Raw genomic sequence first — 12,260 nt, 5'->3', positions numbered from 1 at the left:
CCGGTCGCGCCGGAGGTGGTGGCGGTGAGGGAGACGCGGGCGGTGCCCGGAGGAGCAGCTCCGGGAAGGCCGGCGGTGTTCGTGCGGCTGACGGGGGAAGGACGTCAGCCGTTCGCGAGTGCCTGCAGGCGGTCGTAGGCGCCGTTGAACTTGTTGTGGTCGCCGACCGTCGGGCCGGTGGAGGTGTACTGCCACATGGTGTAGAAGCTCCAGCCGGCCGGCAGGGTGCCCGGCGAGGTGGAGTACTTGGCGATCCACAGGGGGTTGTTGACCGCGAAGCCGCCGTAGTTGCCGGTGCACTGGGTCCACCAGTTGGTGGTCGTGTAGATCACGGCCCAGCGGCCGGTGCGCGCCTTGTACTGGTTGATGAAGTCGCGGATCCAGGTGACCATGGCGCTCTGCGTCTTGCCGTAGCAGGTCGCGCCGTAGGGGTTGTACTCGATGTCGAGCGCGCCCGGGAGGGTCTTGCCGTCCCCGGACCAGCCGCCGCCGTGGTCGACGAAGTAGTTGGCCTGGTTGTAGCCGGACGAGTCGTTCGGCGTCGCGAAGTGGTACGACCCGCGGATCATGCCGATGTTGTACGAGCCGTTGTACTGCTGCGCGAAGTAGGGGTTGGTGTAGTAGTTGCCCTCCGTGGCCTTCACGTAGGCCCAGCGGACGCCGCTGTTCCAGAGCGTGGACCAGGCCACGTTGCCCTGGTGGCTGCTGACGTCGACGCCTTCGACGGTCGCCTGGATGGCGATGGGGGTTCCGCCGCTGCCGGGTTCGTACTTCTGCACGCCGACACCCATGTACGCCTCGCCCCGCTTGATCGGGTCGTCGGCGGCCTGGGCGGGGGTGAGGAAGGCGGTGAGCAGGGTGAGCGCGGTGAGCACCGTACCGATCACGGCGGCGAGGGGCCGGCGGACCGCTCGTGATCCTCTGGGGTGGGTCATGTGCGGTTACCTCCAAGGAGTGGGGTGCCTCGGGGCCCGGTCGTCACATCGACATCGATGTATCGACCAGTCGATCTACATGGCCATGTCACTGCTGGTGCTGAGCAGACCGTAGGGGGCCGGGGTGCCGGTGCGGAAGAGGTGCCCGGGGGTGCCGTTGGTCTACGCCTGCGAAATACTGGCGGAGCTGCGGCTAAGGGCTGCCGCTGAAGAAAACTTTCAGGATCTGAAGGCCGGAAGAGGGCGCTGACGTGCACAGGACCGGAGCCTCAGGGACCGCGCAACCGGACGGCAGGAATGGTGTGGACCACGTTCTCGGCGCCCTGGAGGCGGAGTTGGCCGTCTTCTACCGGCGCGCCCGCGCGGTCTCGGCCGAGCTCGCCCGGTCGGTCCATCCGGAGCTCGAGCCCGCGGCGTACGCACTGCTGGTCCGGCTCGCGGAGTCGGGTGAGCAGCGGGCGACGGACATCGCCTGCTACTTCGGTGTCGGCAAAGCGACAATGAGCCGTCAGCTGCGGACCCTGGAGGAGCTCGGACTGATCGAGCGTGCCGCCGACCCGAACGACCGCCGGGCGTCGCTCGTCAGGCTGACGGCCGGCGGACGGCAGCGGGTGGAGCAGGCGCGGTCCGCGCGGCGCGAGCAGTGGGTACGGCGGCTGTCCGCGTGGGAGCGCGACGAGGTGGTGGAGCTGGCGCGGCTGCTGCGGCGGTTCAACGAGCTGAACGCGGAGGGGTGAGGCGCGCACCTCCGCCGCGGATCTCCGTCACCCCCGGCACGTCACAGCTCGACGTACACGGCCGTGGCGTCGTCGTGCGTCTTGCCGCGGGGGTGGGCCGTACGGTCCGGATCGGCGTTCTCCGCGGCGCGCACGCGGGCGATGAGCTGCGCGGGCCCCTCCTTGCGCAGGACGGCGAGCAGCTCGGCCCAGTCCCCGAGCCGGAACACCTCCGTGTACCGGGTGGCGCCGTCCGTCAGCGCCGCGAAGGCGGTCACCTCGGAACGGGGAAGGACACCGGCGACGGCCTTCGCGGCGACGCGGGGGTCGGCGGCCGCGGTGTAGAAGCCGCCGTCGGCGTTGCGCAGGGCCTCGACGGCCCGCGCGTACTCCCGTCCGGCGGCCTCGCGTTCCGGCGACCCCTCGGGCAGGGCGCGCACGGCGGCGCGTTGCTTTCGGATGCGGTCCGGCAGCTGGTCCAGGCGGCGGTCGAGTACGGGGGAGACCTCGCCGTCCGCCCCTTCGACGAGCAATGCGGCGTCCGACAGGACGAGATACTCGACGCGGTCGTCGTCCCAGCGGGCCATGGCGACGGTGGCCTGCGGCGTCCGCACATGGCCCAGGTCGCACCCCGGGCCGTGCGCGGCGGCGGTCCGCGCGACGGCGTCCGCCAGGGCCTCGCGCAGCGATCCGGCCCGCGCGGCGAGGAGCTCCTGCAGGGCCCCGCCCAGCCGGGCGGTGAACCACGGCACGTCGTGCACGCACCCCGTGACGCCGTCCCGGGGCGGTGTCACGCCGTCGAGCACCACCACGGCCCCGCCCAGCCCGCCGGCGGGCACGACCACACCGGCCAGGTCCTCGTTGGCGACACCGGCGGTGCCACCCTCGCCATGCACGTCGACACGCATGATCCCAGTCTGCAGCACGCGGCGCCGAAGCCCGCGGGCGGCTCAAGGGCGCGCGGGTACGGGACCGCGGCCCGTTCCCCCCGCCCCCGTCGCGAACCGAGGGCCCGGACGGCCCCGTTACCCGGGTACCCAGCTCCCCGTGAGGTGCCCGGCCGAGGGAAGGGGTGCGGGCGGGACCGTCCGGTCGCCCGCGGCGCCGCGGGCGGGGCCCGGCCGGTCTGCCTCCACCGCAGGCGGACGGGGTGACGGGGCCCCGACGGCCGCGGCGTGCGCACGCCGGGCCGGGGGTCCCGGGGCGTTGCCCCCGGAAGGGTGGGCGGGTGAACGGTGCGCCGGAGGCGCATAGCACGGGGCGCACTCGTTCGGGTGAGGGTTCCGCATATGCCCCAACTGCCTCCCCCGCCCCTGGGAGGGTCGGTAACCGGGCAAACGGGGGCACCCCCTGGGGAGAAGGAGCTCGGGTGCACACGCACGAGAACGCACACGCCGGCCGCGCCGCCACCAGGCGCGAGAGGCGACGCGGTGCGCGCAGACTGCCGGTACGGCTGCGCGCCGCACTGGTGGTCGTCGGCATCGCCGTCCTCGCGGCGGGCGCCCCCGGCATCGCCGGGTCGTACCGGGCCGGGAACGCCGCCCGTACGGGCGCGCAGCACGCGGACGCCGTGGGCGAACTGCAGCTGGAGGGCGTGCTGCTGGCCCTGTGCCTGCTGCTCGCCGTCGGCGTCGTCGTCCACGCCTGGCGCGTGGACGGCCGCCGCTCGACCGAGGACGGCGACGCCCTCGCGGTCCAGCTGACCGCCGTACGCACGGAGCTGGCCGACACCCGCGACGCGCACACCGCCGAACGCGACACCCTGCTGCGCGAGCGCGCCGCGCTCACCCAGCGCATCGCGAGCCTGCAGGACAGCGTGCAGGGCACGTTCGTCGGGCTCTCCCGCCGTACGCTCGGCCTGGTCGAGCGCCAGCTGGCTTTCATCGACCGGCTGGAGGAGCACGAGCAGGATCCGGACAGCCTCGACACGCTCTTCAAGCTCGACCATCTCGCCGCCTGTATGCGCCGCCACAGCGAGAACCTGCTGGTTCTGGCGGGCGCCGACCAGCGCGGGGCGAAGCGCGAGCACGTCCCGCTGATCGACGTACTGCGTGGCGCCGTCGGGGAGATCGAGGCGTACCAGCGCGTCGTCATCCGCCCCGGCCTGCCCGTGGTGCAGCTGAACGGCTTCGCGTCCGGCGACACCAGCCATCTCCTCGCGGAGCTGCTGGAGAACGCCACCGCCTGCTCCCCGCCCACCGGTCAGGTGGAGCTCGGCGGCCGGCTGCTGGAGGGCGGCGAGCTGATGCTCACCGTGCGGGACGAGGGGATCGGCATCATGCCGGCCGAGCGGCTCGCGGAGTTCAACGAACGGCTGATGGAGATCGAACCGGGCCCGCCCGCGGGCGAGGAGCGCGGTCTCGGGTTGTACGTCGTGGCCAGGCTGGCGGGCCGGCACGGCGTGCGCGTCAGGCTGCACACCCAGGCGCACGGACTGACCGCGGAGGTCCGCCTTCCGGCGCGGCTGGTGGTCGCGGCGCCTGAGGCACCGGCGCCGGAGCCGGGGGTCGTACCGCCGCCTGTCGTCGTACCGCAGCAGTCCGCCGTACCGCCGCCTGTCGCCGTACCGCACCAGTCCGCCGTACCGCAGCCGGTTGCGGCACCACAGGCTCCTCCCGCCCCGCCGTCGGCTCCCGGCCCGCAGCCTGGCCCCATTCCACGGCCCGGCCCAGCCCCGATGCCGGTCACCGTACCGTCGCAGCCGCAGCCGCAGCCGCAGCCCGTGCCCGTGGAGCACGCCGATGCCGCGACGCCCGAGCACGCCAGGGCCGCTCCCGCGCCGGAGCAGGCCGCCGCCCGTCCGGCGCCCCGTCCGGGGCAGTGGCAGCAGGCGGAGACCGCGTCCGGCGGCGCCCTTCCACGCCGTACACCCGTGCCACGTCCGGGGGGCATGCCCCGGCCGAACGTCCCGCCCTCGCCCAGTGCGCCCGTGGACGCGGCGCAGGTACGGCGGCGGCTCGCCGGACTGCAGCAGGGCTCGCGGGAGGGCTGGCGGGCCGCGGCGGCCGAGACGGGCGCGCTCGGACAGCGGGGACCAAGCAGCAACGACAGGGAACAGGGGACCTGATGACCACCGGTACGACCACGACCGAGATCCACAACCTCCGCTGGCTGCTGGACAGTCTGGCGGCCGAGGCGCCGGGCGTACGCTCGGTGGTCGTCGTCTCCTCGGACGGACTGCCGCTGCTCTCGACGGACCCCACGGCCGCCGACGGAGCGGAACTGGCCACAGTCGTCTCCGGTCTCGCCAGCCTGACCCTGGGCGCCGCGGAGCTGATGGACGGCGGCGCGGTGAAGCAGACGATGGTGGCGATGGACGAGGGCTGCCTGCTGGTGATGACGATCGGCGACGGGGCGCTGCTGGGTGTTCTCACGGCGCCGGACGCGGACATGAGCGTGGTCAGCTATCACATGGCGCTGTTCGTCGGCCGCGTCGGCCACGTCCTCACCCCCCAGCTGCGCAGCCGACTGCGTACGGCACCGGCGCCGACCGGCGCGTGACCGCGGGCCCGCTCCTGGGGTCCGCCCGCGTCAATCGCCCCGCAGGGTCCGGTCCGCGGCGGCCGCCTCGTCGGGGCTGAGCGAGGCCAGCAGTTCCTCCACCTCCGCGATCTGCTCGGCCACCTTCCGCCCCTGCTCCCTGCGCTGTTCGGCGAGGCCGCGCGCCTTGTCGAGCGCCGTGCGCGCCGTGGTGGCGCGCTGGTCCAGGCGCCGTTCGGCGAGGTACAGCTCGCGCAGGATCGCCGCCTGGTGCTCCGACGCGCGGGCCAGGGCCGCCGCCCGGCCGAACGCGGTCTGCGGGTCGCGCGACAGCAGCACCGCCAGATACGGGCTGAACCCGCCGGTGCCCCGGTACTGTTCGCGCGCCAGCACGCCCGCCTTGCGCCGGCCCTCCGCCAGCTCCTCGCGCGCCAGGGCCAACTCGCCGTCCGCCCGGGCGTGGGCGGCGCGCTGCGCGTCCAGCTTCTCGCTGAGCGCGGCGTACTCGGCCGCCGCCGACTCCTTCTGCGCGTACAGCTTCTGGAAGCGGCCGAGCACCCCGCCCGCGGGCAGCGCCGCCGGCGGATCGCCCGGGTCCGCGACGGCGGAGCCCGTGGGCCAGACGAGCAGGGCGGTGCACAGGACGACCAGTGGCAGGGGGCGGCGCATGTCTGCGAGGGTCGCACGGTGGGGCCGCGGGGTTACGGCAGCACGCTGGCGGATAATCAGATCGGCGGATCGGATGCCCGTCGCGGGTGTCGCCCTCACACCACGGGGAGCGCCAGCACCGTGCCGCGGTGCTGGGCGAACAGCCGGTTCCCCGAACCGGCCACCAGCCACGGCGTCCTCCCGTCGGGCGTCCGCAGGAACGCCGGGGTGTGCCGGCGCAGATCGCACAGCGCGAGCCCCTGCGAGCCGTCGGGGCCCAGCAGTACGCAGACCGTCCGGTGCTGGACGACGGGGGCGGACGGGGCGATGGCGTCGGCGGTGTCGCCCGTGTCGTCGGTGTCGAGGACCGGGGAGCCGGCCCGGCGTCCGCTCGCCGGGTCGAGGGTGAGCAGCCGGCTGCCGTCGTGGGCGTAGATCCGGCCGTCGTAGTACGCCGGTTCGCCCCAGGAGGGGCTGCCGGGGGAGCGCCAGTGCTCCTTGCCGTCGGGCAGTGAGAGCGCCAGGAGGGACGTTCCTGCGAGGTAGACCGTGAGCTTGACGATCACGGGGGTGAGCGGGCCGGGCCCGAGGTCCTTGCGCTGCCACAGGACGACGCCGTTCTCCGCGTCCAGCGTCGCCGCGTGCCCCGTCCGGTCGTGGACGACCAACCGCCCCGCGCCGGCGGTGGCGCGCGGTGTCTGCTCGGCGCCGGGGCGGTCCGAGGACCCCAGGGGCTCCACGGGGCAGGGCCGGGTCCACAGCACCGCGCCGCCGCGCAGGCTCACGGCGCGCAGATCGTGGTCCGGGGTGATCACGTACAGGGTGAACTGGTCGGCGGCCAGCAGCCGCTGCGCGCGCGCCGCGGGGGAGGCCCAGCGGGTGCGGCCGCTGCGCGGGTCGAGGGCGTGCACGGTGCCGTTCTCGTCGGCGGCGACGAGCAGTCCGGCGGCGGGCAGCATCCCCCGCCCGGCGTCGGCGGCGGGAAAGGCCCACCCGGCGGAGGCGGCGACCACGGTACGGGTGGCGATGCCGCCGGCGCGGGCCGCGAAGGCGACGCGCCGGCCGATGGGGACGGGTGGCGGACCGGTGTCCGCGGCGATGCCGTCGAGCCGCCACAGGGGCCTCGGCGGGCCGGCCTCGTACGCCTTGATGGGCTGGGCGTGCCAGGGCTTGGCCGGTGGTCCGTCGCGCCCCGCCAGCAGCCACCAGGCGCCGGCCCCGCCGCCGGCCATCGCGACCCCGCCGAGCAGCAGCGCCCGCCGGCGCACGGGCGCCCTCACGGGCGGTGCGGGTGGCTCGGGCGGGTGGTCATGGCCCCGATGCTACGGCGGGACGGGGCGGTTCCGTCCCGCCGGTGGGTGGATTTCCGCCCTCCGGCGGCAGGCGGGCTACGCCCGGGGGTGGCACGGGTTGAAGGTCGCCTTTGCGTCGGCTGACGCTGTCGGCGCTGCGCGCCTCGTCCTCAAACGCCGGACGGGCTGGGATCGGTGCCGGTCCCGCCGGAGGCGTCCGGTCCCGCCGGCGCCTGCGGCGCGGTTCGGCGCTGCGCGCCTCAGTCCTCAAGCGCCGGACGGGCTGGATCGGGGCCGGTCACGCTGGCCATCAGTCCTCAAGTGCCGGGCGGGATGAAGGTGCGGGGCCGCGCAGCGCCATCGCGTGTCCAACTCCGCGGGTTTCGCGCATCATCAGCAGGCCGTTGGCCACCATCAGCGTCGCCGTCAGGCCGTGGACGGCCAGCGCCGTGGTTACGGAGCCGTGGTGCGCCAGTACGTTGGCCATGTCGCCGTACGCGGCGAAGGCCTCCACCAGCAGCACCCACGCCAGTGCCCTGCGGTGGCCCGTCACCAGCAGGATGCCCAGGACCAGGGCCAGGACGACGTCGCGTATCCCCTTGGTGACCAGGAAGCCGCCGCCGTCGCCGGACGGCCAGCTCGGCAGGCCGAAGCCGGGCGCCGTCGTCTCCGGACTCAGGATGAAATCCGTCCCGAACCAGAGGATGAAGAGGATGAAGGCGGCGGTCAGAACGGTGTTGAACTTCTTCAGCGACATGGTTCTTCTCCTTGCGACCGTGGTGATCAGGCGAGGGCGGTGACGAGCAGCGTGAACGCGCCGATGATCACCGCGACGCGGAGGTAGTGGTAGCGCTCCCAGCGGTGCAGCTGCTGCTTCCAGTCGGCGGGCCGGTTCTCGGCGGTCCAGGTCTTGTTCCGGTTGTTGATCGGGACGAGCAGCAGGACCGACATCACCACGCTGAGGATCAGCAGTCCGGCGGCGACGACGACGAGCCCCGCGCCGTCGTGGTGCCAACCGGCGACCGCCCAGATCGCGCTGAGGACGAGCGAGTCGACGTACCAGAACGGCATCAGGGCGCCGAGCATCCGGCCGCCGTGGGCGTGGCCGAGCTGGCCGCTGTCCTCGGGCAGGGCGTTCAGGATCCGGTTCATGATGAAGGCGACGGAGAACTCCACCCCCACCATCACGCCGACGATCACGGTGGTGACGATCCCAAGTGCGTTGAGCATGACGACCCCTTCAGATATCTAGCATTGCTAGCTGATGAGGCAACGCTAGCGCTACTGACGCTCGATTGTCTAGCAATGCTAGGATCAAGTCATGTCGGTACAGGAACGCAAACAGCGCGAACGGGCGGAGCGCGAACGCCTCATCGTGGCGACGGCCCGCGAACTCGCCGAGCAGCAGGGCTGGGACGCGGTCACCACCCGCCGGCTCGCCGAGCGCATCGAGTACAGCCAGCCCGTCCTCTACAGCCACTTCCGCGGCAAACGGGAGATCATCGGCGCCGTGGCCCTCCAGGGCGCCACCGAGATGGCCGTGGCCGTCCGCGCCGCGACCGCCGCCGCGGACGGCCCGCGCGCCCGGGTCGCCGCCCTCGCCCGCGCCTACCTCGACTTCGCCGAACGCAACCCGGCGGTCTACGACGCCATCTTCCAGCTCGACGGCGGCCTGGCGTACGCGCGGGAGGACACCCCCGAACCCCTCAAGGACGCCTTCGCCGCGCTGATGGAGAGCCTGGGCGAGGTCGCCGGGGACGGCATCGAGCCGGGGTTGTTCACCGAGGTGTTCTGGGCGTCCCTGCACGGGGTGGCCACCCTGACCCGCGCGGGACGGCTGCCGCCGGAGTACACCGCGGCGAGGGTGGACCTACTGGTGGACCGCCTCCCCATCGCCTGACACGCCCCGGCGGACCGGACACGCGGCGGGGCACACCGGGCCCCGCCGCACCGCCCCTCAGCCCGCCGTGTCCCGCCGCCCCCAAGGCCACCGGATCGCCTGCCGCGTACGCCCGCCGGGGGCGTAGACGTAGACCCAGCCGCGGACGAGCCGCAGCCGGCCCCCGCGCGGCGCCTCCTCGCGGGCGTACGCGTAGACCGTCGGAGGGCCGCCGGAAGGGTCCGGGACGGGGATCTCGTACCACTTGGGCGGATGCCCCGTGAGCCCCGTCATCACCCGGAGTGTGCGGCCGTCCATCGGGCCGCCCTTGAAGAGAACTTCCTGGTTCACGGGGTCAGTCTTGCCAGAGCAGATGCGCGGCCTCGGTGACCACGGGCAGGACGCGCCGCGTCAGATCGCCCACGGGTCCGTCGCCGCCCTCCAGCGCGAGGCACCGCTTGGCGACTTCCGCGCACTGCCGGTCCCGGGCCGCGGTCACGGTCAGCAGCGCGATGAACTGGTCGACCAGCCAGTCCCGCAGCTCCGACAGCGGCGGCTGCTTGCCCTCATCGAGCCATATCAGGGACGCGCCCTCGACCGCCGTGATCCAGGTGCGGATCATCATCCGCAGCTTCAGCCCGGGCTCGGGCACGTCGAGATGGAACAGGATCTGCTCGGCCGCCGAGCGCCGCACCTCGTCCACGATGGCCGACGTACGGCTGGTCTCCACCACGCTGCCGCCCTGCAGCAGGGCCTTGAATCCCGCGTCGTGCTCGTCCACGAAGGCCAGATAGCTGTCCAGGGCCTGGGCCAGCCGGGACGACATCGGCCCGGACTGCGGCTGCGCGAAGCACCCCTCCAGCTGGTCGGCCGCGCTGCGCAGCGCGGCCTCGTACAGCTGCTGCTTCCCCCCGGGGAAGTAGCGGTAGACGAGCGGCCGCGACACCTGGACGGAGGCGGCCACGTCGTCCAGCGAGACGTCTTCGGGGGCGCGGTGGGCGAAGAGGCCGAGGGCGGCCTCCAGCAGCTGGCGTCGCCGCTGCTCCACGCTCAGCCTGCGGTAGGCGACCTGGCTCATGCCCTGAGCGTAACTCCCCGCGCCGACACGGACCCGCGCGGGGGACGCCCCCACGGCCGGACCCGCACCCGGTGGCGCGTTCACCCCAACAACCCCGAACTCCGCCACAGCCGCCGCCCCGCCCCCCGCAGCAGGCCGATCTCGTCGAGGAAGTCCGTCAGCCGCTTCGCGCCCGTCCGCATCACCTCCCGGCGGTGGGCGCTGGCCCGCACCTGGGCCAGGGCCTCGCTCCGGTCCAGGCCCGCGTCCGTGTAGACGCGCGGGTTCACGAACGCCACGGAGAACACCCGGGCCGCCTCGCCGGACGTGATCCGGGTGAGTTCCAGCTCCCAGCGCGGGGCGGTCTTCATCTGCCGCCGCAACTCCTCGCGGGCGTAGCGCACATGCCGCGCCTCCTCCACCACGTGGATCCGCGTCACCCCGCGCACCAGCGTCTGCACCCGCTCGTCGGGGAAGACCAGCCGCTGCATCCAGTCGAGGATCTCCTCGCCGAGCAGGGTCGCGGTGAAGGACCCCGGGGTGGTGGAGACGGTCTTCAGTACACGGGCCAGGTTGTGGTGCAGCCGTGAGACCGGGTACGGCTCGACCCCGGCCTTCTTGACGACCCGGGCGAACATCATCGAGTGCCGGCACTCGTCGGCGATCTCCGTCAGGGCGTACCGGACGTGGTCGCTGGTGAGCTTCTTGTCGTAGATGTGCCGCGTCAGCAGCTGCATCAGGATGATCTCGAACCAGATGCCGAGCGAGGCCAGCGCCGCCCCCTCCAGCCTGGCGAGCAGATGGCGCTGCTCCTCCGGCATCCGCCGCCACATCGGGGTGTCGTAGAGGGAGACCAGCTCCGGCGGCCAGAACCACTTGCCGTCCTCCCACGGCGCGTCCCAGTCGAGCTCCTTGTCGGGGTCGAAGGAGTGCTTGGCGGAGGCCTCGAGCAGCCTGCGGGCGGTCGCCTCGCGGTCCTTGAGCGCGCCGAGCGTGTCGAAGGTCGTCATGTCTCTATGAGACTGACTGTCAGTAAGAGCGTCAATCCCCTGCGCACACTTTGTTGACTCACCGGTAACGGTTATGTGACTCTGCCAACGATTGCCCCGTGACGGGAACTTGGAGGCGTCGATGACGACGCGCGACCAGTACACGCACACCCCCGACGAGATGCTCTGGCAGGTGCCGGCGTCCGGCGCCGCCCGCCTCAGCTGGGAGTACGACGACGGCCGCGAGCGGCTGCTGAACCTGTACCAGAAGGGCAAGGACAAGCAGTGGGACGGTGCCAAGCGCATCGACTGGTCGATCGAGGTCGACCCGTACGACCCGCTGGGCGTCCCCGACGAGGCGATGACCCTGTACGGCACGCCGTACTGGGACAAGATGAGCGAGCGCGACAAGGGCGAGCTGCGCATGCACTACGGCTCGTGGCAGTTCAGCCAGTTCCTGCACGGTGAGCAGGGCGCGATGGTGTGCGCCGCGCGGATCGTCGAGTCCGTGCCGGACCTCGACGCCAAGTTCTACTCCGCCACCCAGACCATGGACGAGGCGCGGCACGCGGAGGTCTACAGCCGCTTCCTCAAGGACAAGATCGGGATGCTGTACCCGGTCAACGACGACCTCGCCTCCCTCCTCGGCGACACCCTGCGCGACCAGCGCTGGGACATGCCGTACCTGGGCATGCAGGTGCTCATCGAGGGCCTGGCGCTGGCGGCGTTCGGCATGCTGCGCGACACGACGGACAAGCCGCTGCCCAAGCAGATCCTCTCCTACGTCATGCAGGACGAGGCCCGTCATGTGGCCTTCGGGCGGATGGCGCTGCGGGACTACTACAAGCAGCTCTCCGACAGGGAGCTCCGCGAGCGCGAGGAGTTCGTGATCGAGGGCTGCTATCTGATGCGCGACCGGCTGCGCGGCACGGAGGTGCTGGAGAACTTCGGCATCCCGCCGGCCGAGGCGCACGAGTACAGCGAGCGCTCGGAGTACCTCCAGCTCTTCCGCGCCCTGCTGTTCAGCCGCATCGTCCCGTGCGTGAAGGACATCGGCCTGTGGGGCGAGCGCCTGCAGCGCGCGTACGTCGACATGGGCGTCTTCGAACTGGGCGACTCCAACCTCGACGCCCTGATGAGGGAGGACGAGGAGATAGCCGAACGCCTCGACGCCGAACGCTTCGCGGCGGAGGAGCAGGCCCGCACGGCGGAGGTGGCGGAGGCGATAGCCCAGGGCGCGGACAGCTGACGCGCCGGGCGGCGC

Annotated in this window: 14 protein-coding genes; 5 read left to right on the top strand and 9 right to left on the bottom strand. The window is 72.8% G+C overall.

Annotated features, from left to right (window positions below):
• Positions 1–104 precede the first annotated feature (104 nt).
• Positions 105–935 (bottom strand): lysozyme, encoded by an 831-nt coding sequence (locus tag AB0M28_RS11005; RefSeq protein WP_365401217.1) that lies wholly within the window; start codon positions 933–935, stop codon positions 105–107.
• Positions 936–1,237: 302 nt separating this feature from the next.
• Between AB0M28_RS11005 and AB0M28_RS11000 the strand changes: the two genes are divergently transcribed.
• Positions 1,238–1,672 carry a MarR family transcriptional regulator gene (locus AB0M28_RS11000; RefSeq protein WP_365401214.1) on the top strand — a complete coding sequence of 145 codons (435 nt, stop codon included), beginning with the start codon at positions 1,238–1,240 and terminating at the stop codon, positions 1,670–1,672.
• Between the two features lie 41 nt (positions 1,673–1,713).
• Here AB0M28_RS11000 and AB0M28_RS10995 read toward each other — a convergent pair whose 3' ends face one another.
• Positions 1,714–2,559, bottom strand: coding sequence for a protein phosphatase 2C domain-containing protein (locus tag AB0M28_RS10995; RefSeq protein ID WP_365401211.1), 846 nt, complete (start codon positions 2,557–2,559; stop codon positions 1,714–1,716).
• Positions 2,560–3,020: 461 nt separating this feature from the next.
• Between AB0M28_RS10995 and AB0M28_RS10990 the strand changes: the two genes are divergently transcribed.
• A complete protein-coding gene (locus AB0M28_RS10990; protein ID WP_365401208.1) occupies positions 3,021–4,718 on the top strand; it encodes an ATP-binding protein in 1,698 nt (565 codons plus the stop codon).
• Positions 4,718–5,152: a roadblock/LC7 domain-containing protein gene (locus AB0M28_RS10985; protein ID WP_365401205.1), complete on the top strand. Its 435-nt coding sequence runs from the start codon at positions 4,718–4,720 to the stop codon at positions 5,150–5,152. The genes AB0M28_RS10990 and AB0M28_RS10985 overlap by 1 nt, the downstream gene beginning before the upstream one ends.
• 30 nt (positions 5,153–5,182) lie before the next feature.
• Here the strand turns inward: AB0M28_RS10985 and AB0M28_RS10980 are convergent, their stop codons facing one another.
• The 4 genes from AB0M28_RS10980 to AB0M28_RS10965 all read right to left on the bottom strand — a co-directional run bounded on the left by AB0M28_RS10980 (position 5,183) and on the right by AB0M28_RS10965 (position 8,301).
• Positions 5,183–5,800 (bottom strand): hypothetical protein, encoded by a 618-nt coding sequence (locus AB0M28_RS10980; RefSeq protein WP_365401202.1) that lies wholly within the window; start codon positions 5,798–5,800, stop codon positions 5,183–5,185.
• Positions 5,801–5,895: 95 nt separating this feature from the next.
• Complete coding sequence (locus tag AB0M28_RS10975) at positions 5,896–7,059, bottom strand: PQQ-binding-like beta-propeller repeat protein (RefSeq protein WP_365401199.1); 1,164 nt, start codon at positions 7,057–7,059, stop codon at positions 5,896–5,898.
• A 322-nt stretch (positions 7,060–7,381) separates the two neighbouring features.
• Positions 7,382–7,828 carry a DUF4267 domain-containing protein gene (locus AB0M28_RS10970; RefSeq protein ID WP_365401196.1) on the bottom strand — a complete coding sequence of 149 codons (447 nt, stop codon included), beginning with the start codon at positions 7,826–7,828 and terminating at the stop codon, positions 7,382–7,384.
• 26 nt (positions 7,829–7,854) lie between these two features.
• Positions 7,855–8,301: a DUF1772 domain-containing protein gene (locus AB0M28_RS10965; protein WP_365401193.1), complete on the bottom strand. Its 447-nt coding sequence runs from the start codon at positions 8,299–8,301 to the stop codon at positions 7,855–7,857.
• Between the two features lie 91 nt (positions 8,302–8,392).
• On the opposite strand from AB0M28_RS10965, the gene AB0M28_RS10960 reads away from it, so the two are divergent.
• Complete coding sequence (locus AB0M28_RS10960) at positions 8,393–8,971, top strand: TetR/AcrR family transcriptional regulator (protein ID WP_365401190.1); 579 nt, start codon at positions 8,393–8,395, stop codon at positions 8,969–8,971.
• Between the two features lie 57 nt (positions 8,972–9,028).
• On the opposite strand, the gene AB0M28_RS10955 is transcribed toward AB0M28_RS10960, so the two are convergent.
• From AB0M28_RS10955 to AB0M28_RS10945, 3 genes are all read right to left on the bottom strand, one after another.
• The gene (locus AB0M28_RS10955; RefSeq protein WP_365401235.1) at positions 9,029–9,268 is read right to left on the bottom strand and encodes a hypothetical protein; all 240 of its coding nucleotides are present in this window, start codon (positions 9,266–9,268) and stop codon (positions 9,029–9,031) included.
• A gap of 37 nt (positions 9,269–9,305) precedes the next feature.
• Positions 9,306–10,028 carry a TetR/AcrR family transcriptional regulator gene (locus AB0M28_RS10950; protein ID WP_365401186.1) on the bottom strand — a complete coding sequence of 241 codons (723 nt, stop codon included), beginning with the start codon at positions 10,026–10,028 and terminating at the stop codon, positions 9,306–9,308.
• 80 nt (positions 10,029–10,108) lie between these two features.
• Positions 10,109–11,017 carry a diiron oxygenase gene (locus AB0M28_RS10945; RefSeq protein WP_365401183.1) on the bottom strand — a complete coding sequence of 303 codons (909 nt, stop codon included), beginning with the start codon at positions 11,015–11,017 and terminating at the stop codon, positions 10,109–10,111.
• A gap of 121 nt (positions 11,018–11,138) precedes the next feature.
• Here AB0M28_RS10945 and AB0M28_RS10940 point away from each other — a divergent pair, with 121 nt between their 5' ends.
• Positions 11,139–12,245 carry a diiron oxygenase gene (locus tag AB0M28_RS10940; protein WP_365401180.1) on the top strand — a complete coding sequence of 369 codons (1,107 nt, stop codon included), beginning with the start codon at positions 11,139–11,141 and terminating at the stop codon, positions 12,243–12,245.
• Positions 12,246–12,260 lie beyond the last annotated feature (15 nt).

This window comes from Streptomyces sp. NPDC051940 (genome assembly GCF_040680895.1).
Taxonomy (GTDB): Bacteria; Actinomycetota; Actinomycetes; order Streptomycetales; family Streptomycetaceae; genus Streptomyces.
Note: the sequence above shows the minus strand (reverse complement) of the source record. Positions and strands in the feature narration are given on the sequence as shown.